Genomic DNA, 20,962 nt, shown 5'->3' with positions numbered 1-20,962 from the left:
CTGCGCCCGCTCCGCGGACGACAACCGTCTCCCTGGCATGAACCCTCATCCTCACGAGAATCCACCCCGTTGCAACAACCACTTGAACCCAAGGCTGCGGAAACCTCGATATGCCGCAACCTGAGTCGATCACCGCACCAACCAGCGACACCGGGCAGGAGACGATGACCAGCGATTCTGGGCAGCGCGACCGGCCTGCCGGGGCGAGCGTGTAGACGGCGGAGGGCAGGTCCACCATGGGGCCGGCCCTCAGGTCGTGCTACTCGGACCCGAACCTGCCGGGACGCCGGTATTCGGCGTTCGGCGGAAGAGCGCTACTTCTCATCGACCAGCTCGGGCTCCGTCCCGGCCACGACGGGGAGTGCACCCGCCGGCTGCCGCGATGAGGCGACAACTGGGACGAGTGCGACCGTAGAGACGACTCAGGGCCGGTCCCGTGGGGCCGGCCCTGTTCGTTTACCCTGCTCAGAGCGGAGGATACGAGATTCGAACTCGTGAGGGTGTGAACCCAACACGCTTTCCAAGCGTGCGCCCTAGGCCTCTAGGCGAATCCTCCGTCGAACAGGATACAGGTCCCGTCCGGCTCGTTCACCCCACCACCCCCTGAAGATCGTCTCGGGGTCGGGTAGGCTGGGTGCACCTCCCGTGCGGCGGTACCTCGTGAACCTCCCCAGGGCCGGAAGGCAGCAAGGATAAGCGAGCTCTGCCGGGTGCACGGGAGGCCTTTTCGTCTCCGGTGCCCGATAACGTCTCCTCCGGTCGGCATCCGGCCGGCGGGGTGGGTGGTCACCCGTGGCAGGCCGGCGCAGAATGGCTCGGTCGAGAGGAGGCGGGACGGGTGGCACTGGCGCTCTACCGCAAGTACCGGCCGCGAACGTTCGCGGAGGTCATCGGGCAGGAGCACGTGACCGAGCCGCTGTCGCAGGCGTTGCGTAGTGGCCGGTTGAACCACGCGTACCTCTTCTCCGGCCCCCGGGGCTGCGGCAAGACCTCCAGCGCCCGGATCCTGGCCCGTTCGCTCAACTGCGAACAGGGTCCCACCCCCGAGCCGTGCGGCCAGTGTGGCTCCTGCCGGTCGCTGACCAGCGACGGCGCCGGCTCGATCGACGTCATCGAGATCGACGCGGCCAGTCACGGTGGCGTGGACGACGCCCGTGAGCTGCGCGAGAAGGCCTTCTTCGCGCCGGCCAACAGCCGATTCAAGATCTATGTCATCGACGAGGCGCACATGGTCTCGTCGGCCGGCTTCAACGCCCTGCTCAAGCTGGTCGAGGAGCCCCCGGAGTACGTCAAGTTCATCTTCGCCACCACCGAGCCGGAGAAGGTCCTCGGCACGATCAAGTCGCGGACCCACCACTACCCGTTCCGGCTGATCCCGCCGAAGGTGCTCCGGCCGTACCTGGAGCAGCTCTGCGAGGCCGAGGGGGTCACGGTCGACCCGGCGGTCTTCCCGCTGGTGGTCCGGGCCGGTGGTGGCAGCGCCCGGGACAGCCTCTCCGTGCTCGACCAGCTCATCGCCGGGGCGGGACCGGAAGGGGTCAGCTACGCCCGGGCCGCCGCCCTGCTCGGCGTCACCGACTCCGCGCTGATCGACGAGATGTGCGACGCCCTCGCCGCCGGGGACGGCGCGGCGGCGTACGCCACCGTCGACCGGGTTGCCGAGGCCGGGCACGACCCTCGTCGCTTCGCCTCCGACCTGCTCGAACGCCTCCGCGACCTGATCGTGCTCCAGCAGGTGCCGGAGGCCGCCGACAAGGGCCTGATCGACGGCCCGGTCGATCAGGTCGAGCGGATGACGGCGCAGGCCCAGCGGCTCGGCCCGGCGACGCTGTCCCGCTGCGCCGACATCGTGCACAACGGCCTGGTCGAGATGCGCGGCGCCACTGCCCCCCGGCTGCTGCTGGAGCTGATCTGCGCCCGGATGCTCCTGCCCGGCGTCGACGACTCCGCCGGTGGCCTGCTGCAACGCCTGGAGCGGATGGAACGCCGGCTCACCCTGGGCGTTCCCGCCCTCGGCCCCGCCGTCGACGCTGCGCCGGCCCACGTCGAGTCCGCCGCTTCGGCCCACTCCGAGCCCGCTCCGGCCCGCCCGGAAGCCGCACCCGCCCCGGTGGCTCCGGTGACCGACCGGGGCGCACCTCCGCCGTCGCGGAGCACCGCTGTGGAACGCGCTCCGGCCGGCGCCGAACGGGTGCCGACCGCCGCCGCTCCCGAGCCGGCCGCGTCGCGCCGGGCGGTGCCACCGGAGGCGGTCATGCCGGACCCGGTCACCCCCGCCCCGCCCCGCCCTGACGCTCCGCCCTCGGGAACGGTCGACGCGGTCTCGGTCCGCCGGGTCTGGGGCGACGTCGTCGGCAAGGTCAACCGGAGCCACAAGAAGATCGCCGCGCTGATGCGAGACGCGGTCGTCCGTGACCTGGACGGTGACACCCTGGTGCTGACCGTGAAGTCGGCGGTCCTGGCCAGGATGTTGACCGACCACGCCCAGGTGCTCACCGACGCGCTCTACGAGGAACTCGGCGGGCGCTGGCAGATCCGGTGCGAGGTGGCCGGTGAGCGGGGCGGCTCCCGGGCGTCCGCCGGGCCGTCCCGGCCGGCTGCCGCAGCGCCCCCACCCGCACGGTCCGCCCCGTCGTCACCGGCGGCGCGACCGGCTGCTCCGGATCGGTCCGGCCCCCCGGCCGGCGCGGCGCCGCCCGCCCACCCTGAGGGAGACGGCGGCGGGTCGGCCGGTGCCGAGGAGGACTGGCCCGAACCGGCCCGTCCTGGTGGTGCCGCGCCCGGCGGGGCCGAGGACTGGCCGGAGCCCGCGCGTCCCGGCGGGACCGCCGCCACGCCGGACGTCCCGAACGGGCGGCCCGCACCGGCCGTTCCGGGCGGGACCTCCACGCCGTCCGCTCCGCCACCGCCCCGGGCCGCCGACAGCGCCGCACCGGCGTCCCGGTCCGCCGCGTCCACGCCCCCACCGGCACCGGCCGGTGCGGGAACCGCCCCGGTGAGCAGTGCGCTAGCCGCCGCACGGGCCGCCGCAGCAGGTCGGGCGGTGCGTCCCGACAAGGCGGTCCGGAAGACGGCGGACGACGAGTTCGCCGGGGAACCGCCCTACGACCCGGACTACGACGGCCCGCTGCGCGGCGGCGGCCGGGCGAACGGGACCGCCGGCAGGGCGCCGTCGGGGGCAGCGGCTCCGCAGCCGGCCGTCCCGAACTACGAGGGCTTCGATCCGGGGGACGAGCCGCTCGACGACGTGATCGACGAGAAGGCCGCCCGGCAGTCCAGCGAGGAGCAGGCGGTGCAGCTGCTCCGCGAGGTGTTCGGCGCCGAGAAGATCGACGAGGTCGACGCCCGGTAGGGCGCGGTGCCGGTCAGGCCGGTAGGGCGCGGCGCGCTGCCGGTCAGGGCAGCCAGGCGGGCAGACCGTGCGGGTGGGCGTCGGCGAGCAGCCGTTCCGGGCGGTCTCCGAGCCGGATCCGCAGCTGGAAGCGGGAGCCGTCCACCGGGCCCGGCTCGAACGACACGTGCGCGACCGGCGCGCCGCTGCCGGCCAGCCGGTCGATCTCGGTGCTGACCCGCCGCCACTCGTCGGCCGGCACGTACTGCCGCATCACCGAGTGCCAGATCACGGTGAGGACGTCCGGGCGGGGACCGACGCCGGCGAGGAAGTCGGCCGCCCCGGCGGCGTGCATCCGCACCGGCAGGCGTCCGGCCAGCTCCAGCGCCCCGGCCAGCCGCGCCGCGCGGGTGGTGTGCTCCGGCCAGAGGTACGCCCGCAGCGCGAGCGCGTCCGCGGGGTCGCCCGGGTCGAGCGGGTCGGGATCGCAGCCGAGCCGCTCCACCACGGTCACCTCCGGGTACGCCCCGGCGGCCTCCTGGAGCCAGCCCGGCACCGTGCCCCGCCAGGCGTCGGGCAGCCGGACCGGGGAGTCGACCGGTCCCCAGGCGAAGTCGTCCGCCTCGACCCGGAACCGGTCGGCGCGCAGGTTCAGCCCGCCGCTGGCCCCCAGCTCGACCAGGCGTACCGGCAGGTCGCCCAGCTCGCCGAGGGCGTACAGCAGGCCGGTGATCAGCAGGTGCGCCCGCCCGACCTCGTTGGTCTGCGGCGGGCGGCGCAGCCACTGCCGCAGCGTGTCCGGCGAGCCGGCGACGGTGTCCCGGAACGCCGCCCAGCAAGCGTCCGCGTCCCGGGGGCGGTACGCCCCACCGGCGCTCGGGTAGTACCGGGCCAGTTCCGGGGCGGCCCCGGTGAGCACCAGGGCGTGCACCCCACCGAGCAGGCGCAGCGACACGGCCGCCCCGGCGGGCGCGTCCTCGTACCCCTGGAGGACGGTGGCGCACGGCCCGCCGGCGCGGACGTCGGCGGCGGCCCGGACGAGCAGGTCGGCGTAGAGCCCGGCGGCCATTTGCGCGCACGCGCGGGCCTGCTGTCCCATGGCCTCGGCGGTCTGTTCCCGGGACATCGGCGCTCCCTCCGGTGGGCTCACCGTGATCGTGCACCGGAACGCGCCGCGGCGGAAAGCACCGCGCGGAGCGAGGCTGCTCACAGCGGTTAGGCTGGCGGCGGCCGAGTGGGACGAGTGCGAGAAGGAGCCATCCGTGCGCCCAGGTGGACAGCCGAACATGCAGCAGATGCTGAAGCAGGCGCAGAAGATGCAGCAGCAGATCGCCAAGGCGCAGGCCGAGCTGGCCGAGGCGGAGCTGACCGGCACCGCCGGCGGTGGCCTGGTCACCGCGACCGTCTCCGGATCCGGGGACCTCAAGGCGATCCGGATCGACCCGAAGGCGGTCGACCCGGAGGACGTGGAGACCCTGGAGGATCTCGTCGTCGCGGCCGTGCACAACGCCACCGAGGCGGCTCGGGAGCTGACCGAGCAGAAGATGGGCCCGGTGGCCGGCGGCATGGGTGGCCTCGGCCTGCCCGGGTTCTGAGTCGCTGCATGTACGAGGGTGCCATCCAGGACCTGATCGACGAGCTGGGACGGCTGCCGGGCGTCGGCCCGAAGAGCGCCCAGCGGATCGCCTTCCACGTCCTCTCCGCCGACCCGGCCGACGTCAACCGGCTGGCCGGCGCGTTGCGCAAGGTCAAGGAGCTGGTGCGGTTCTGCACGAGCTGCTACAACGTCGCCGAGTCCGAGCAGTGCCGGATCTGCCGCGACCCGCGCCGTACCGACGAGGTGCTCTGCGTGGTCGAGGAGCCCAAGGACGTGGTGGCGATCGAGCGGACCGGTGAGTTCCGGGGCCGCTACCACGTGCTCGGTGGGGCGATCAACCCGCTGGAGGGGATCGGTCCGGACAATCTCCGCATCCGGGAGCTGTTGGTCCGGCTCGGCACCGGCACCGTCCGGGAGCTGATCCTCGCCACCGACCCGAACACCGAGGGTGAGGCGACCGCGACGTACCTGGCCCTGATGGTCAAACCGATGGGCATCGCGGTGACCCGGTTGGCCAGCGGCCTGCCGGTCGGCGGCGACCTGGAGTACGCCGACGAGATCACCCTGGGGCGTGCGTTCGAGGGACGGCGCGCCGTCTGAGAAGTCCGCAGTGGACCGACGCCACCCACCCCGGTGGCGTCGGTCCACTGTGGTGGGACCAATCCGTCCGGGTCTGACATGGCCCGGCCGGGCTCGACATTCGATGTAACAAATTCGTATAGGTGAACCGGGGCGAACCGTCCCATTCCAGGGCGGAAAACGGGCCCATCCGGCGCGCGTCGCAGCGGTAAAGACACGATCCGGTACCAACAGCTTCGTCAATAGTTCCGGGGAAGTCCGAACGGGGGCTAAGGTCACCGCCATCGGTGACCCCTGTCACCAGGTTGTCCGTACCCCCTAGGACGAGGTGAAGCACCCATGCGTGCACCCAGGTCGAAGGTCGCGCTGGCGGCCGTCGCGGCCGCGGCCCTCGCGGTAGCAGGCTGCGCCGAGAGTGACCGCGGCGACGACTCCGGCGGTAGCAAGAAGGACACTCTCGTCTTCGGCGTCGCCGGAGACCCGAAGGTGCTCGACCCCAGCTTTGCCAGCGACGGTGAGTCGCTGCGCATGGCGCGTCAGGTCTTCGAGACCCTGGTCCGCCCCGAGGAGGGCGGCACCAAGGTGACTCCCGGCCTGGCCGAGTCCTGGACGCCGGACGCGGCCGGCACGACCTGGACCTTCAAGCTCCGCTCCGGCGTGAAGTTCCACGACGGCACCGACTTCAACGCCGAGGCCGTCTGCGTCAACTTCAACCGCTGGTACAACGCCACGGGCCTGATGCAGAGCCCGGACGTGACCCCGTACTGGCAGGACGTCATGGGCGGCTTCGCCAAGAACGAGGACCCGGAACTGCCGACGAGCCTCTTCAAGTCCTGCACCGCCAAGGACGCCACCACGGTCGACCTGGCATTCACCCGGGTCTCCAGCAAGATCCCGGCCGCGCTGATGCTGCCGTCGTTCTCCATGCACAGCCCCAAGGCGCTTGAGCAGTACCAGGCGAGCACCGTCAGCGGCACCGCCGAGGACATCAAGTACCCCCCGTACGCGACGGAGCACCCGACCGGCACCGGTCCGTTCAAGTTCAAGTCCTGGGACATCGCCAACAAGACGCTGACCCTGGAGCGGAACGAGGACTACGCCGGCAGCAAGGCCAAGCTGAAGACCCTGATCTTCAAGACCATCTCCGACGAGAACGCGCGCAAGCAGGCGCTGCGCTCCGGTGACATCCAGGGGTACGACCTGGTCGGCCCGGCCGACGTCGAGCCGCTGAAGGGCGAGGGCTTCAACCTCCTCACCCGCCCGGCCTTCAACATCCTCTACCTGGCGATCAACCAGAAGGGGAACCCGAAGCTGGCCGACGTCAAGGTCCGGCAGGCCATCGCGCACGCCCTCAACCGGCAGGCGCTGGTCGACTCGAAGCTGCCCCCGGGCGCGAAGGTCGCGGAGAACTTCTTCCCGGACACCGTCGAGGGCTGGAACGGCAACGTCACCAAGTACGACTACAACCCGGAGAAGGCCAAGCAGTTGCTGGCCGAGGCGGGCGCGTCGAACCTGACCCTGCGGTTCCACTACCCGACCGAGGTCACCCGGCCGTACATGCCGAACCCGAAGGACATCTTCGAGCTGCTCTCGGCGGACCTGAAGGCGGTCGGCATCACCGTCCAGCCGATCCCGCTCAAGTGGAGCCCGGACTACCTGAACGCCACCACCTCGGGCAGCGCGCACGACATCCACTTCCTCGGGTGGACCGGTGACTACGGCGACGGCTACAACTTCATCGGCACCATGTTCGACCGGCCGAAGGACGAGTGGGGCTTCAACAACAAGCCGCTGTTCGACAAGTTCCAGAAGGCCGACACCACCGCCGACATGGGCGCCCGGGTCGAGCTGTACAAGGAGCTGAACGCGGACATCATGACCTTCCTGCCGGGTGTGCCGATCTCGCACTCGCCGCCGGCGATCGTCTTCGGCAAGGACGTGACGGGCGTCAAGGCGAGCCCGCTGACCGACGAGCGGTTCTCCACCGCCGAGTTCAAGTCCTGACCTGAAGCAAGGAACGCGGGCGGGCGCTGACCACAGCGCCCGCCCGCATCCCTCCGCACCCCTTCGAGGCCGCCGTGTTCCGGTTCATCGTCAGACGCCTGCTGCAGTTGATACCCACCCTGTTCGGGCTCTCCATCCTGCTCTTCATCTGGTTGCGCCGACTGCCCGGCGGTCCGGAGACCGCGATCCTCGGTGAGCGGGGCACTCCCGAGATGCGTGCCGCGATCCGCCGCAACCTCGGCCTCGACGAGCCGATCCTGGTGCAGTACGGCCGGTTCATCCGCCGGTTGGTCCGGCTGGACCTGGGCACCTCGACCTCCACCAAGCGGGAGGTCACCACGGAGTTCCTCCAGCGCTTCCCCGGCACCGTCGAGCTGACCGTGATGGCCATGATCATCGCGATCGGCGTCGGCATCCCGCTGGGCTACCTGGCCGCCCGTCGTCGCGGCCAGCTCCTCGACCACCTGTCGGTCGGCGGCTCGCTGATCGGCATCTGCATCCCGGTCTTCTTCCTGGCCTACGTGCTCAAGGCGATCTTCGCGGAGAACCTGGGCTGGTTCCCCTCCAGCGGCCGGCAGGACCCGACCATCGAGGCCACCCGCATCACCAACTTCTTCGTCCTCGACGGGCTGATGACCCGCGAATGGGACGCCGCCGCCGACGCCATCTGGCACCTGGTGCTCCCCGGCGTCGCGCTGGCGAGCATCCCGTTGGCCATCATCGTCCGGATCACCCGGGCCAGCGTCCTGGAGGTGCTCGGCGAGGACTTCGTCCGGACCGCCGAGGCCAAGGGCCTGACCGAGAACGTGGTCCGGCGGCGGCACGTGCTGCGCAACGCCATGCTGCCGGTGGCCACCTCGATCGGTCTGCTCGCCGGCGGTCTGCTCTCCGGCGCGGTGCTCACCGAGACCGTCTTCGCCTTCAGCGGCATCGGGGCGTTCGTCGCCGAGTCGATCAGCCAGCGCGACTACCCCGTACTCATGGGCTTCATCCTGATCATCGCGGTGGTGTACGTGCTGGTGAACCTGATAGTCGACCTCTCCTACAGCCTGATCGACCCGAGGGTGAGGGTGCGATGACCATCACCCCCGGCAAGAAGCGCGACAAGATCGACCGGCTCGCCGAACTCGCCGCCGTCCGCGACGACGAGCGTGGCGTCAGCCTCTGGCAGGAGGCGTTCCGGCGGCTGCGCCGCAACCCGGCCGCCATCGTCGGCGCGGTGATCCTGGCTCTCTTCGTTCTGGTCGCGGTCGTCGGCCCGTTCTTGGTGCCGTACGGGGCGACCGACTCGATCGGCATCCGGGAGGGTGTGGTCAAGTCCGGGCAGGGCATCATCCCCGGTCCCTCCGGCGAGCACTGGCTCGGCTACGACCACCAGGGCCGGGACGTGTTCAGTCGGATGATCGTCGGAGCCCGGCAGACCCTCCTGGTCGGTGTGGTCTCCACCCTGATCGGGCTCGCCGTCGGCGCGCTGATCGGCGGCATCGCCGGTGCCTCTGCCGGCCTCGGCGGCCGCTGGGGCCGCTGGGTGGACACCACCCTGATGCGCTTCGTCGACATGCTGCTGGCTCTGCCCAGCCTGCTGCTCGCGGTGAGCGTCGCCGCGCTGCTCGGGGCGAGCCTCACCACCGTGATGATCGCGGTCGGCGTGGTCTCCGTGCCGGTCTTCGCCCGGCTGCTGCGCGGCTCGATGATTGCGCAGTCCAACACCGACTACGTGCTGGCGGCGACCTCCCTCGGGGTGAAGCGGTCCCGGATCGCGATCACCCACGTGGTGCCGAACTCGCTCGCCCCGGTGATCGTCCAGGCCACCCTGACCCTGGCCACCGCGATCATCGAGGCCGCCGCACTCTCCTTCCTGGGCCTGGGCAACCCCGACTCGACGATCCCCGAGTGGGGTGTGATGCTGGCCGACGCACAGCCGTACCTGGGCATCCGGCCGGCGCTGGCGATCTACCCGGCGGTCGCCATCATCATCACCGCGCTCGGCTTCACCCTGCTCGGTGAGGCGATGCGCGAGGCTCTCGACCCGAAGCTCCGGAAGTGAGGTCGAAAATGGCACTGCTCGACGTGGACGACCTCTCCGTCACGTTCTCCCGCCGCGGCCAGCGCACCGTGCACGCCGTCGACGGGGTCTCCTTCTCGGTCGACGCCGGCGAGGTGGTCGGCCTGGTCGGCGAGTCCGGCTGCGGCAAGAGTGTCACCTCGCTGGCGATCATGGGGCTGCTGCCGAAGCACCGTGGCACCCGGATCGGCGGCAAGGCCGTCTTCGACGGCACCGACCTGCTCCAGCTCGACGACCGGTCCCGGCGCGACATCCGGGGCCGGGACGTCGCGATGATCTTCCAGGACCCGCTCTCCTCGCTGAACCCGGTCATCCCGATCGGACTCCAGGTGACCGAGGTGCTCACCCGGCACCGGGGCATGAAGGGGGACGCGGCGACGAAGGAGGCCGCCGAGCTGCTCGACCGGGTCGGTATCCCCGACCCGAAGCGGCGGCTCAAGGAGTACCCGCACCAGCTCTCCGGCGGGATGCGCCAGCGCGCCCTGATCGCCATGGCGGTGGCCTGCAAGCCCCGGCTGCTGATCGCCGACGAGCCCACCACCGCCCTCGACGTGACCATCCAGGCGCAGATCCTGGAGCTGCTCAAGGAGCTGGTCCGTGACTCGGACACCGCGCTGGTGATGATCACCCACGATCTCGGGGTGGTCGCCGGCATGTGCGACACGATCAACGTGCTCTACGGCGGTCGGGTGGTGGAGACCGCCCGACGCCGGCCGCTGTTCGCCCAGCCCAGGCACCCGTACACGGTGGGTCTGCTCGGTTCGGTACCGCGCCTGGACGCCGGGCGCGGCGAGCGCCTGACCCCCATCCCGGGCTCGGTGCGCGACCTGCTGCCCTGGCCGGAGGGGTGCGCGTTCGCCCCACGCTGCGCCCGCCGGGTCGACGCCTGTGTGGAGGGACCGCCCGAGCTGGTGCTGACCCACGACGGCCGCAGCTACCGCTGCGTCAACCCGGCCCCGGTCCCGGGCAGCGAACCGCCCGTCGGCACCCGCCGTGAGGAGGACAAGGCGTGACCGAGAACGAGATCCTCGTCGAGGTACGCGACCTGAAGGTGCACTTCCCGATCACCCGGGGTTTGCTCTTCGACCGGGTGGTGGGCCACGTCAAGGCGGTCGACGGGGTCGACCTGGACATTCCCCGGGGCCGGACGTACGGGCTGGTCGGCGAGTCCGGCTGCGGCAAGTCCACGCTCGGCCGGGCACTGCTCCAGCTCACGCCGCCCACTGGCGGCAAGGTGACCTTCGACGGCATCGATCTGACCCGGATGCCGCCGACCAAGCTGCGCGGCATGCGTCGCCGGATGCAGATGATCTTCCAAGACCCGATGTCGAGCCTGGACCCCCGGCAGAACGTCGAGTCGATCCTCACCGAGGGGCTCCACGCGCACGGCATCGGCGACGGTCGGGACGAGCGTCGCCGGATCATCAGCGAGACGCTGGACGCGGTGGGGCTGCCCCGCTGGGCGCTCTCCCGCTACCCGCACGAGTTCTCGGGCGGCCAGCGGCAGCGCATCGGCATCGCGCGGGCGCTGGTGCTCGGTCCCGAGCTGATCGTCGCCGACGAGCCGGTCTCCGCCCTGGACGTCTCGATCCAGGCGCAGGTGGTGAACCTCCTCGACGAACTCCAGGAGAACCTCGGTCTCACCTACCTGGTGATCGCGCACGACCTCGCGGTGGTGCGGCACATCTCCGACGTGGTGGGCGTGATGTACCTGGGTGCGCTGGTCGAGGAGGCGCCGAGCGACCGGCTCTACACCGAGCCGCTGCACCCGTACACCCGGGCGCTGATGTCGGCGGTGCCGGTGCCGGACCCGGACGTGGAGGACCGGCGGGAGCGGATCCTGCTCGCCGGCGACCTGCCCTCACCGGCCAACCCGCCGTCCGGCTGCCGGTTCCACACCCGCTGCCCGTGGGCCCAGCCGACCCGCTGCGCCGACGAGCGGCCGGTGCTGCGGCAGATCGGCCGCAGCCGGGTCGCCTGCCACTGGGCGGAGCAGATCTCCAGCGGCGAACTGCGCCCGCACCGGGTGGACGCCGAAATCGTCCGCCCGGCCGGCGAGGGCGAGGCACCCGGCGTGGTCTCCGCGCCGACCGAGCCCGGCTCGTACGTGTGAGCTGGTAGCCGTACGTGTGAGGTGGTACTGATACGTGTGAGGTGGTAGCAGGGGACCCTTGTTACCGCTTTTTGCGGAGGAAGGGTCCCCTGCAACCACCTCAGCGGGCGGGGCCGGCGTGGCCGGTCAGCCTTCGGGGCGGTGGAGCAGTCCGACGGCGACGCCGTGCACGGCGTCCAGCCCCGACACGTCCGGCAGCGCAACCCGGCCGCCGGTCACCGTGTACCACTCGTCGGCCTCCCGGTACTGCACCCGGAGGGTGACCTGACCGGCGGCGAACTCGGTGCGCAGGGTCAGCTCCCCGGTCACCACGCCCACCTCGTCGGTCATCACCCCGCCGGGACCGGGCACGATGTCGGCGGTCCGGCTCTGCGGCTCGCCGGCCGGAGCTGCCATGGCCGTGTCCCCTGCCGGAGCTGACGGCGTTCCGTCCGCCGCCGGAGCCGGTGAGGTTCCGTTCCCCGGCGTGGCCGCCTCGGTACCGACCCGCTCACTCACGAGCACTCCTCCAACATGTCCGCCAGGGCGGTCTTCTCGGCACTGGTCACCGAGAGCTGCCAGTGGTGCTTGACCGTCACCCAGCTCTCGGCGTACTCGCACCAGTACGAACGGTTCGCCGGCTTCCACTGCGACGGGTCCTGGTCGCCCTTTGCCCGGTTGGAGGAGGCCGAAACCGCGATGAGCTGCGGCCGGGTCAGGTCGTTGGCGAACTCGCCCCGCCGCGTGTCGTCCCACTCGTGCGCGCCCGAACGCCACGCGTTCGCCAACGGCACCATGTGGTCGATGTCCACGTCGGACGGGTCGGTGAAGGCGCGGTTGTCGTACACGCTCTCCCAGCGGCCGGCGACCACGTTGCAGCCGGAGCGCTTGATGTCGCTGCCGTCCCGCTCCAGGACGCTGTCCCGGACGTCGCAGTTCTTGCCGGTGTCCCGCCAGTGCGGGAACCGTTCCCGACTGTAGCCCCGCATCGAACCGGCCTTCGCCACGGTCAGTGTCCCCAGCTTCTCGCTGGCATTGCCGCCGCTGCCCGGGGGCGGGGCGTCCGGTTCCGTCACGGTGACGCAACCGGCGGCGCCGACGGCGAGTACCGCGACGAACGCGGTCGCCACGAGGGCACGATGGCCTGTTCTGGTATGTGGAGACGACACCCTTCCAGCTTGCGGGGTCCCGGGGGATCCGCACGGCAACGGGGGTGCGGTTTCGGCGTTTCGTGGCAACTCTCATATCCGAAGAGGCAGATTGGAGACCATGAACGCCGACTCGGCCACCCTGCGGACCGGCACCGCCGCCGGGCGGGGAACGCTGCTCGCCGCGATTCTCGCCTCCGGCATGGTCTTCCTGGACTCGACGGTGGTGAACGTGGCCCTGCCCCGGCTCGGCGCCGACCTCGGGGCGACCGTCGCCGATCTCCAGTGGACGATCAACGGCTACGCGCTGATGCTCGCCGCGTTCGTCCTGCTCGGCGGGGCCCTCGGTGACCGCTTCGGCCGACGCCGGGTCTTCCTGTACGGCGTACTCTGGTTCGCCCTCGCCTCGGTGCTCTGCGGCCTGGCACAGGGCACCGGCTGGCTGATCGCGGCCCGGATCCTCCAGGGTGCGGGCGGTGCGTTGCTCACCCCCGGCTCGCTGTCGGTGCTCCAGGCCAGTTTCCACCCCGACGACCGAGGTCGGGCGATCGGCACCTGGGCCGGCCTCTCCGGCGTCTCCACCGCGCTCGGTCCGTTCGTCGGCGGCTGGTTGATCGACACCTTCTCCTGGCGGTGGATCTTCTTCGTCAACGTGGTTCTCGCCGTGCCGCTGGTGCTGGTAGCGCTGCGATGGATGCCGGAGAGTCGCGACGAGGACGTCTCCCGTCGCGGCGTGCCCGGGCACCGCCGTCGGTTCGACGTGCTCGGGGCGTTGCTCGGCGCGCTCGGCCTGGCCGGGGTCACGTACGCACTGATCGACGCCCCCGGCCGCGGACCGACCGCTCTGCCGGTACTGGGCGCGGCGCTGGTCGGGGTGATCGCGGCAGCGGCCTTCGTGCTGGTCGAGCGGCGACGAGGGGAGGGGGCGATGCTGCCGCCCACCCTGTTCCGCAGCCGGCGCTTCACCGTGCTGAACGCGTTCACCGTGGCGGTGTACGCGGCGCTCGGCGGCTTCACCTTCTTTCTCGCCGTCCACCTCCAGAACGTGGTCGGCTGGTCGGCGCTGCGGACCGGGCTGGCCACCCTGCCGATGACCCTGCTGCTCCTGGTCGGTTCGGCCCGCGCCGGAGCGCTCGCCGGGCGGATCGGCCCCCGACTGCCGCTGGCCGTCGGGCCGGTGCTCGCCGCCGCCGGTCTGCTGCTCCTGCGTGGGGTCGGACCTGGCGCCTCGTACTGGACGGACGTGCTGCCCGGGGTGGCCCTGTTCGGCCTCGGTCTCACCCTGGTGGTGGCGCCGTTGACCGCCTCGGTGCTGGCCGCGGTCGCCGACCGGTTCGCCGGGGTGGCCAGCGGCTTCAACAACGCCGCCTCCCGCGTCGGCGGCCTGCTGGCGGTGGCCGCGCTGCCCCTGTTGGTGGGCCTCTCCGGCACCGGCTACGAGCAGGCCGCCGAGCTGACCCACGCCTACCGGGGCGCGCTGCTCTGGTGCGCGGGGCTCCTGCTGGCCGCCGCCCTGCTGGCCGGGCTCCTGCTGACCGGTGCCCCGGCCGCCGAGTCGACCGCCGCCGGGCAGGAGCGGGACGCGAGGCGGGGCTAGCCGTCGAGCAGGCAGACCGCGTCGCCCCGGTCGTGCCAGGTGGGCCGGACACGCGGAAGAGTCCGGGCAAACCGCGTCGCCCCGGTCGTGCCAGGTGGGCCGGACACGCGGGTGAGTCCGGGCAAACCGCGTCGCCCGGTCGTGCCGGGGCGCGCGGATCGGACCCGGATACGAGGAAGGGTCCCCGCGCGACGGCGGGGACCCTTCCTAGGCGGCGTCTCGAGATGCCGCGCCGGCCCTCAAGCAGGCGGGATGCTCAGCGACGGGCGCGGTTGACCGCGCTGGTCACCGCCTTCACGGAGGCGGTGACGATGTTCGCGTCCATGCCGACGCCCCAGACCGTACGTCCGTCGACCTCGCACTCGACGTACGCGGCGGCCTGGGCGTCACCGCCGGAGGAGAGTGCGTGCTCGTGGTAGTCGAGCACCCGGACCGCCACGCCCAGCGACTGCAACGCGTTGACGTACGCGTCGATCGGGCCGTTGCCGACCGCCGCCAGGGCCCGGCGCTCCCCGCCGAAGTCGACCTGGGCGGAGATTTCGACCTTGCCCTCGGTGGTGCCGATCGTGTAGTCGGCCAGCGACACCACCGGCGTGGTCTGGTGGTCGACCAGGTACTGGCTGGCGAAGATCTTCCACATCGTGGCGGGGTCGACCTCGCCGCCGCCGTGATCGGTGACCTGCTGGACCACCCCGGAGAACTCGATCTGGAGCCGACGGGGCAGGTCGAGCTGGTGCTCGGTCTTCATGACGTATGCCACACCGCCTTTGCCGGACTGCGAGTTGACCCGGATGACCGCCTCGTAGGTGCGGCCCAGGTCCTTCGGGTCGATCGGCAGGTATGGCACCGCCCAGGCGAACTCGTCGACCGGCACCCCGGCCGCCGCCGCGTCGGCGTGCAGCGCGTCGAAGCCCTTCTTGATCGCATCCTGGTGGGAGCCGGAGAACGCGGTGTAGACCAGGTCACCGGCGTACGGGTGGCGCTCGTGCACCGGCAGCTGGTTGCAGTACTCGACAGCCCGCTTGATCTCGTCGATCCGGGAGAAGTCGATCTGCGGGTCGACGCCCTGCGAGAAGAGGTTCAGCCCCAGCGTCACCAGGTCGACGTTGCCGGTGCGCTCGCCGTTGCCGAAGAGGCAGCCCTCGACCCGGTCCGCCCCGGCCAGCAGGCCCAGCTCGGCGGCGGCCACACCGGTGCCCCGGTCGTTGTGCGGGTGCAGGCTGAGCACCAGGCTGTCCCGGCGGGGCAGTCGCCGGTGCATCCACTCGATCGAGTCGGCGTACAGGTTCGGGGTGGCCATCTCGACGGTGGCCGGCAGGTTGATGATCAGCGGTCGGGCCGGCGTCGGGTCGATCGCGTCGATCACCGCCGCACAGACCTCCAGCGCGTAGTCCAGCTCCGTGCCGGTGTACGACTCGGGGGAGTACTCGTAGAAGATGTCGGTGTCCGGGGTGTGGATCTCGGCGTACTTCCGGCACAGCCGGGCACCCTGCGTGGCGATGTCGGTGATGCCCGCGCGGTCCAGCCCGAACACCACCCGGCGCTGGAGCGTCGAGGTGGAGTTGTAGAAGTGGACGATCGCCCGCTTCGCGCCGCGCAGCGACTCGAAGGTCCGGTCGATCAGGTGTTCCCGGCACTGGGTGAGCACCTGGATGGTGACGTCGTCCGGGATCAGGTCCTGCTCGATGAGCTGTCGGACGAAGTCGTAGTCGGTCTGGCTGGCCGACGGGAAGCCGACCTCGATCTCCTTGTAGCCCATCTGCACCAGCAGCTGGAACATCCGGCGCTTGCGCTCCGGGGACATCGGGTCGATGAGCGCCTGGTTGCCGTCGCGCAGGTCGACCGCGCACCAGCGGGGGGCGGCCTCGATGTGCCGGCCCGGCCACTGCCGGTCGGGCAGGTCGATCCGGAACTGCTGCTGGTACGGCTGGTACCGGTGGTACGGCATGCGGCTGGGCTGCTGCCGGGCGATCGGGTCGGCGGCGGCGGAACGGGTGTCGTGGGTGGCGGGGTCGACGGTTACCCGGGAATCGGGTTCGACATCGTTGGTGCCGGCGGACTGGGCCATGGCGGAGTGCTCCCGTTGATCATGTGGCGTCAGCGTCGAGAGGTCGGCGTCAGTGCCGACGATCGGAGATCGGACCCGGATCGGTCCGGACGAATTCGGTGTGCTGGACGGCGCGCGTCAGACCCGCGACGAGGTGCCGGCCGGATGGGCCTCGTCGCGGCAAGGAAGGAGGAGGCTCGCCTGCCACATGATATTGGTGACCCTACGTGATCAGGTTGGCTCACGGAAATGACCTTCCGGACTATGAGACGAAGCCGACAACCTCCAGCTCAGCCCGGCGACGGCCCGAGCAGCAGATCGGTGGCGGGACACCGGTGGCGCAGTTCGGTCTCCCGTCGGCGCAGGTCCTCGGGAAGGGAGAGCGGGTCGCCGAGTCGGCCGATCGCCACCACGACGTGCGGGCGGACGTCGTCGGGCAGCGCCAGATCGACGGCGAGGCCGGCCCGGTCGAAGCCGGTCATCTGGTGCACGTGCAGGCCGAGGGTGCCGGCCTGCACGGTCAGGTGCGCCACCGCCTGCCCCAGGTCGTACGCCGCCTGGGCCTGGTCGTACGCCGCCTGTGCCCGGTCGTACGCGGCGGGCCCGGGAACGTCGGCGGCCCGCGCCGGTGCGGCCGGGGCGGGGGTGGCCACGGCCGGTCCCGTCGGCAGCCGGTACGCGCCGAGGAGCAGGGCCGAGGCCTGTCCCGCCCAGCGCTGGTTCTCGACGGCCAGGTGCACGAAGAGCCGCTTGTACGCCTCGTCGGCGCGCCGGCCCAGGAGGAACCGCCATGGCTGACGGTTCCCCGCCGAGGGTGCCCAGCGGGCCGCCTCCAGCAGGGAGGCGGCCTCACCGTCGGTGAGTTCCGCCGACGGGTCGAACGCGTGCGGGCTCCAGCGTGCGGCGAGCAGCGGGGAGAGTTCGGCCATGGCTCCGAGCTTTCCTTACCGCGTCACCCATTGGAACGGAAGAGTGACCTGGTGTGATCAACCGCACCCGTGGCGTGACGGTGGTTCAGGGGGTGGGGGTGGGATCCGCGCTCGACTCTCCCGGGGTGGGGGTGGCGACGTCGACCGGTTCGCCCTCGGTCACCGGCCCGGTCAGCTGCACCGTCGCCGGGGCGGCAACGGGCGGGCCGGCCAGCCGGAGCGTGCCGAAGGCCGTCCGGACGGCGGTCGGCGTGCCGTCCGCGTCGTAGCAGTAGATCCCCACGTCGAGCGGGGGGTTGAGGGACGCCGAGGTGGACTCGACCGAGTAGCAGGTGCCGGTGGAATCGGGCAGCGGCCGGCTGACCGACACCGCGAGCGGGGCCTGGCGGTCGGTGAGGACGTCCAGCCAGTCGGTGAACGGGTGCTGCACCCGGGGGTCCAGCCGGCGGGGGATCGTGTCGTCCGGGTCGCCGAGGCGGACGCAGCCGGACGGCTCGGGACGGGCAGCCGAGGGCAGCGTGCACTGGAAGAGCCCCTCGGCGGTGCTGACCAGCGACACGTCCACCGTCCCGCCGAGCGCCCAGCCCGGGACGTCCACCCGCCAGCTGCCGTCGTTGGCGTTGGTCATGGTGATCGTCCGGGTGGACCCGTCGTCGGTGGTGAGGGTGTACTGGGCGGTCAGGTGACGGTCCTGGGCGGCTGCCGCGAGGGCGGCCAGGTCGTCGCGTGCGCCGTCGGCGCGGGCAGGTGTCGGGCTGCCGCCGGCGGGCTCGGGCGGTTCGGTCGGGGACTCCTCGGAGGCGCAGCCGGCCAGGGAGACGCCGGCGAGCAGGAGATGGACGGCGAGCGCGAGCAGGACGGTCGGTCGGCGGCGCGCGGCGTGGAGGTGGACACCGGTAGGCACCCGCCCATTCTCCGGTCCGGCACCGTCCTACGGGAGCCCGGAAGGCCGTGACGGGGGCGGCGTGTCGCACCGGCGGCCGATGTGGCGCGGACCGCTTCCGGCCGGATGGTGGGATCACCTGACCTGCCGGACAGGGTCGCCCGATACCCTGGGAGGGTCTGACCCGCGCCGCCGGCCACTCACCCGGCGGCGTCGGCACGCTCAGGGCTGCTGGGAGGGAGTGCGCCGTCGTGGCACTCGTGGTGCAGAAGTACGGCGGATCCTCCGTCGCCAACGCGGAGCGGATCAAGCGGGTGGCCGAACGGATCGTCGCCGCCCGTAAGGCCGGCGACGACGTGGTCGTCGTGGTCTCCGCTATGGGGGACACCACCGACGAACTGCTCGACCTGGCCAACCAGGTCAGCCCGCTGCCGCCGGGGCGGGAGCTGGACATGCTGCTCACCGCCGGGGAGCGGATCTCCATGGCGCTGCTCGCCATGGCCATCCACAACCTCGGGTACGAAGCCCGCTCGTTCACCGGTTCGCAGGCCGGCGTGATCACCACCTCGGTGCACGGCAGGGCGCGGATCATCGACGTCACCCCGGGCCGGCTCAAGGGCGCGCTCGACGAGGGCGCGGTGGTGATCGTGGCCGGTTTCCAGGGCGTCTCCCAGGACACCAAGGACGTCACCACGCTGGGCCGGGGCGGCTCGGACACCACCGCCGTGGCGCTCGCCGCGGCGCTCGACGCCGACGTCTGCGAGATCTACACCGACGTCGACGGGGTCTTCACCGCCGACCCGCGGATCGTGCCCAACGCCCGGCACATCAAGCAGATCACCTACGAGGAGATGCTGGAACTGGCCGCCTGTGGGGCGAAGGTGCTCCACCTGCGCAGCGTGGAGTACGCCCGTCGCGCGGGGTTGCCGATCCACGTCCGTTCGTCATACTCGACCAACACCGGCACCATGGTCACCGGATCGATGGAGGACCTCTCTGTGGAGCAAGCACTGATCACCGGGGTCGCCCACGACCGGAGCGAGGCGAAGATCACCATCGTCGGGGTGCCGGACGAGCCGGGAGCGGCCGGCCGGATCTTCGACACCGTGGCCGGCGCCGAGATCAACATCGACATGATCGTGCAGAACGTCTCCACCGAGGGCACCGGGCGGACGGACATCTCGTTCACCCTGCCCAAGACGGACGGCCCGACCGCGATGGCCGCGCTCAACAAGATCCAGGAGTCGGTCAAGTTCAAGGGCCTGCTCTACGACGACCACGTGGGCAAGGTGTCGCTGATCGGCGCCGGCATGCGCTCCCACCCCGGCGTGGCCGCCGGGTTCTTCGCCGCGCTCGGCGCGGCCGGGGTCAACATCGAGATGATCTCCACCTCGGAGATCCGGGTCTCCGTGGTCTGCCGGGACACCGACCTCGACGTGGCCGTGCGGGCCATCCACGACACGTTCGAACTCGGTGGTGACGAAGAAGCCGTGGTCTACGCGGGAACCGGGCGGTAACGCCGATGGCGCCGCTGCCCACCCTCGCCGTGGTCGGGGCGACCGGTGCGGTGGGCACCGTGATGTGTGAGCTGCTCTCCGCCCGGAAGAACGTCTGGGGCGAGATCCGGCTGATCGCCTCGCCGCGCTCGGCCGGACGGCGGGTGCGCTGCCGGGGCGAGGAACTGGTTGTCCAGGCGCTGACGGCGGAGGCGTTCGACGGCGTGGACGTGGCCATGTTCGACGTGCCCGACGAGGTCTCCGCCGAGTGGGCGCCGATCGCGGTCAGCCATGGCGCGGTCGCCGTCGACAACTCCGGGGCGTTCCGGATGGACCGCGACGTTCCGCTGGTGGTTCCCGAGATCAACGCGGAGCAGGTGCGCAACCGGCCCAAGGGGATCATCGCCAACGCGAACTGCACCACCCTCGCGATGATCGTCGCCGTCGCGCCGCTGCACCGCGAGTACGGCCTGCGCGAGCTGGTGCTCTCCTCGTACCAGGCGGTGTCCGGAGCGGGGCAGGCCGGGGTGGACACCCTGCACACCCAGCTCGGCAAGATCGCCGGGGACCGCGCCCTCGGCTCCCGCCCGGGCAACGTCCGGCAGGCCGTGGGAGACGAGCTGGGCCCGTTCCCCGCGCCGCTGGCGCTGAACGTGGTCCCCTGGGCCGGCTCGCTCGCCGACGGCGGCTGGTCCTCCGAGGAGATGAAGATGCGCAACGAGTCGCGCAAGATCCTCGGACTTCCCGATCTCAAGGTCTCCGCCACCTGCGTACGGGTGCCGGTGGTGACCGGGCACTCGGTGGCCGTACACGCCGTCTTCGCCGCCGAGGTGGACGCCGAGGGTGCCCGCGAGGCGCTGCGCAACGCGCCCGGGGTGATCCTGGTCGACGACCCGGCCTCGGGCGAGTTCCCGATGCCGATCGACGCGGTCGGCACCGACCCGTCCTGGGTCGGCCGGATCCGTCGCGCCCTCGACGACCCGCGCGCCCTGGACCTCTTCGTCACCGGCGACAACCTCCGCAAGGGGGCCGCCCTGAACACCGCGCAGGTCGCCGAACTGCTCGCCGCCGAGTTCCGCACCCGCTGAGCGGCGGCCACCGGCTTCGCCAGCCGGTAGCGAGCACCCGGCCGGCCGGTAGCAGGGAGCCTGTCAGGTGGTAGCAGGGGACCCCTGTTACCGCTTCTTGATGAGC

The 20,962-nt window shown here is 71.6% G+C and carries 17 protein-coding genes, 1 tRNA gene and 1 other RNA gene; 12 read left to right on the top strand and 7 right to left on the bottom strand.

Features of this window, described 5'->3' with window-relative positions:
- Positions 1-471: 471 nt before the first annotated feature.
- Positions 472-556 (bottom strand) — tRNA-Ser (locus ACIBJE_RS22555).
- An 81-nt stretch (positions 557-637) separates the two neighbouring features.
- On the opposite strand from ACIBJE_RS22555, the gene ffs reads away from it, so the two are divergent.
- Both ffs and ACIBJE_RS22545 read left to right on the top strand, forming a co-directional pair.
- Positions 638-727: signal recognition particle sRNA small type (gene ffs, locus ACIBJE_RS22550), an RNA gene on the top strand.
- A gap of 111 nt (positions 728-838) precedes the next feature.
- Entirely contained in the window at positions 839-3,352 is a 2,514-nt protein-coding gene (locus ACIBJE_RS22545) for a DNA polymerase III subunit gamma and tau (protein ID WP_396751281.1), read from the top strand.
- 43 nt (positions 3,353-3,395) lie between these two features.
- Here the strand turns inward: ACIBJE_RS22545 and ACIBJE_RS22540 are convergent, their stop codons facing one another.
- Entirely contained in the window at positions 3,396-4,457 is a 1,062-nt protein-coding gene (locus tag ACIBJE_RS22540) for a DUF2332 domain-containing protein (RefSeq protein WP_396751280.1), read from the bottom strand.
- 160 nt (positions 4,458-4,617) lie between these two features.
- Between ACIBJE_RS22540 and ACIBJE_RS22535 the strand changes: the two genes are divergently transcribed.
- The 7 genes from ACIBJE_RS22535 (at position 4,618) to ACIBJE_RS22505 (ending at position 11,689) form a co-directional block, all read left to right on the top strand.
- A complete protein-coding gene (locus tag ACIBJE_RS22535; RefSeq protein WP_222433135.1) occupies positions 4,618-4,926 on the top strand; it encodes a YbaB/EbfC family nucleoid-associated protein in 309 nt (102 codons plus the stop codon).
- Positions 4,927-4,934: 8 nt separating this feature from the next.
- Positions 4,935-5,528 (top strand): recombination mediator RecR, encoded by a 594-nt coding sequence (recR, locus tag ACIBJE_RS22530; protein ID WP_396751279.1) that lies wholly within the window; start codon positions 4,935-4,937, stop codon positions 5,526-5,528.
- 318 nt (positions 5,529-5,846) lie between these two features.
- Positions 5,847-7,511: an ABC transporter substrate-binding protein gene (locus tag ACIBJE_RS22525; RefSeq protein ID WP_396751277.1), complete on the top strand. Its 1,665-nt coding sequence runs from the start codon at positions 5,847-5,849 to the stop codon at positions 7,509-7,511.
- 74 nt (positions 7,512-7,585) lie between these two features.
- A complete protein-coding gene (locus ACIBJE_RS22520; protein WP_396751275.1) occupies positions 7,586-8,590 on the top strand; it encodes an ABC transporter permease in 1,005 nt (334 codons plus the stop codon).
- Positions 8,587-9,558, top strand: a complete 972-nt coding sequence (locus tag ACIBJE_RS22515; RefSeq protein WP_396751273.1) for an ABC transporter permease — start codon at positions 8,587-8,589, stop codon at positions 9,556-9,558. The genes ACIBJE_RS22520 and ACIBJE_RS22515 overlap by 4 nt, the downstream gene beginning before the upstream one ends.
- 8 nt (positions 9,559-9,566) lie before the next feature.
- The gene (locus tag ACIBJE_RS22510) at positions 9,567-10,589 is read left to right on the top strand and encodes an ABC transporter ATP-binding protein (protein WP_396751271.1); all 1,023 of its coding nucleotides are present in this window, start codon (positions 9,567-9,569) and stop codon (positions 10,587-10,589) included.
- On the top strand, positions 10,586-11,689 hold the full coding sequence (locus ACIBJE_RS22505) for an ABC transporter ATP-binding protein (RefSeq protein WP_396751269.1): 1,104 nt from the start codon (positions 10,586-10,588) through the stop codon (positions 11,687-11,689). Before ACIBJE_RS22510 ends, ACIBJE_RS22505 begins: the two co-directional genes overlap by 4 nt.
- A gap of 126 nt (positions 11,690-11,815) precedes the next feature.
- Here ACIBJE_RS22505 and ACIBJE_RS22500 read toward each other — a convergent pair whose 3' ends face one another.
- Both ACIBJE_RS22500 and ACIBJE_RS22495 read right to left on the bottom strand, forming a co-directional pair.
- The gene (locus ACIBJE_RS22500) at positions 11,816-12,193 is read right to left on the bottom strand and encodes a hypothetical protein (protein WP_396751267.1); all 378 of its coding nucleotides are present in this window, start codon (positions 12,191-12,193) and stop codon (positions 11,816-11,818) included.
- Positions 12,184-12,798 carry an HNH endonuclease family protein gene (locus tag ACIBJE_RS22495; RefSeq protein ID WP_396751265.1) on the bottom strand — a complete coding sequence of 205 codons (615 nt, stop codon included), beginning with the start codon at positions 12,796-12,798 and terminating at the stop codon, positions 12,184-12,186. Before ACIBJE_RS22495 ends, ACIBJE_RS22500 begins: the two co-directional genes overlap by 10 nt.
- Before the next feature lie 139 nt (positions 12,799-12,937).
- Here ACIBJE_RS22495 and ACIBJE_RS22490 point away from each other — a divergent pair, with 139 nt between their 5' ends.
- Positions 12,938-14,413 (top strand): MFS transporter, encoded by a 1,476-nt coding sequence (locus ACIBJE_RS22490; RefSeq protein ID WP_396751263.1) that lies wholly within the window; start codon positions 12,938-12,940, stop codon positions 14,411-14,413.
- Positions 14,414-14,669: 256 nt separating this feature from the next.
- Here the strand turns inward: ACIBJE_RS22490 and leuA are convergent, their stop codons facing one another.
- The 3 genes from leuA to ACIBJE_RS22475 form a co-directional block, all read right to left on the bottom strand.
- On the bottom strand, positions 14,670-16,361 hold the full coding sequence (gene leuA, locus ACIBJE_RS22485; RefSeq protein WP_396751306.1) for a 2-isopropylmalate synthase: 1,692 nt from the start codon (positions 16,359-16,361) through the stop codon (positions 14,670-14,672).
- A 389-nt stretch (positions 16,362-16,750) separates the two neighbouring features.
- Entirely contained in the window at positions 16,751-17,389 is a 639-nt protein-coding gene (locus tag ACIBJE_RS22480; protein ID WP_396751261.1) for a nitroreductase family protein, read from the bottom strand.
- 85 nt (positions 17,390-17,474) lie between these two features.
- Complete coding sequence (locus ACIBJE_RS22475; protein WP_396751259.1) at positions 17,475-18,293, bottom strand: hypothetical protein; 819 nt, start codon at positions 18,291-18,293, stop codon at positions 17,475-17,477.
- 230 nt (positions 18,294-18,523) lie between these two features.
- On the opposite strand from ACIBJE_RS22475, the gene ACIBJE_RS22470 reads away from it, so the two are divergent.
- The gene (locus ACIBJE_RS22470) at positions 18,524-19,789 is read left to right on the top strand and encodes an aspartate kinase (RefSeq protein WP_396751257.1); all 1,266 of its coding nucleotides are present in this window, start codon (positions 18,524-18,526) and stop codon (positions 19,787-19,789) included.
- A 5-nt stretch (positions 19,790-19,794) separates the two neighbouring features.
- Positions 19,795-20,856, top strand: coding sequence for an aspartate-semialdehyde dehydrogenase (locus ACIBJE_RS22465; RefSeq protein ID WP_396751255.1), 1,062 nt, complete (start codon positions 19,795-19,797; stop codon positions 20,854-20,856).
- Positions 20,857-20,962: the final 106 nt, after the last annotated feature.

The organism is Micromonospora sp. NPDC050187 (assembly GCF_044459745.1).
Taxonomy (GTDB): Bacteria; Actinomycetota; Actinomycetes; order Mycobacteriales; family Micromonosporaceae; genus Micromonospora.
This window is presented reverse-complemented; position numbering and strand designations above follow the sequence as displayed.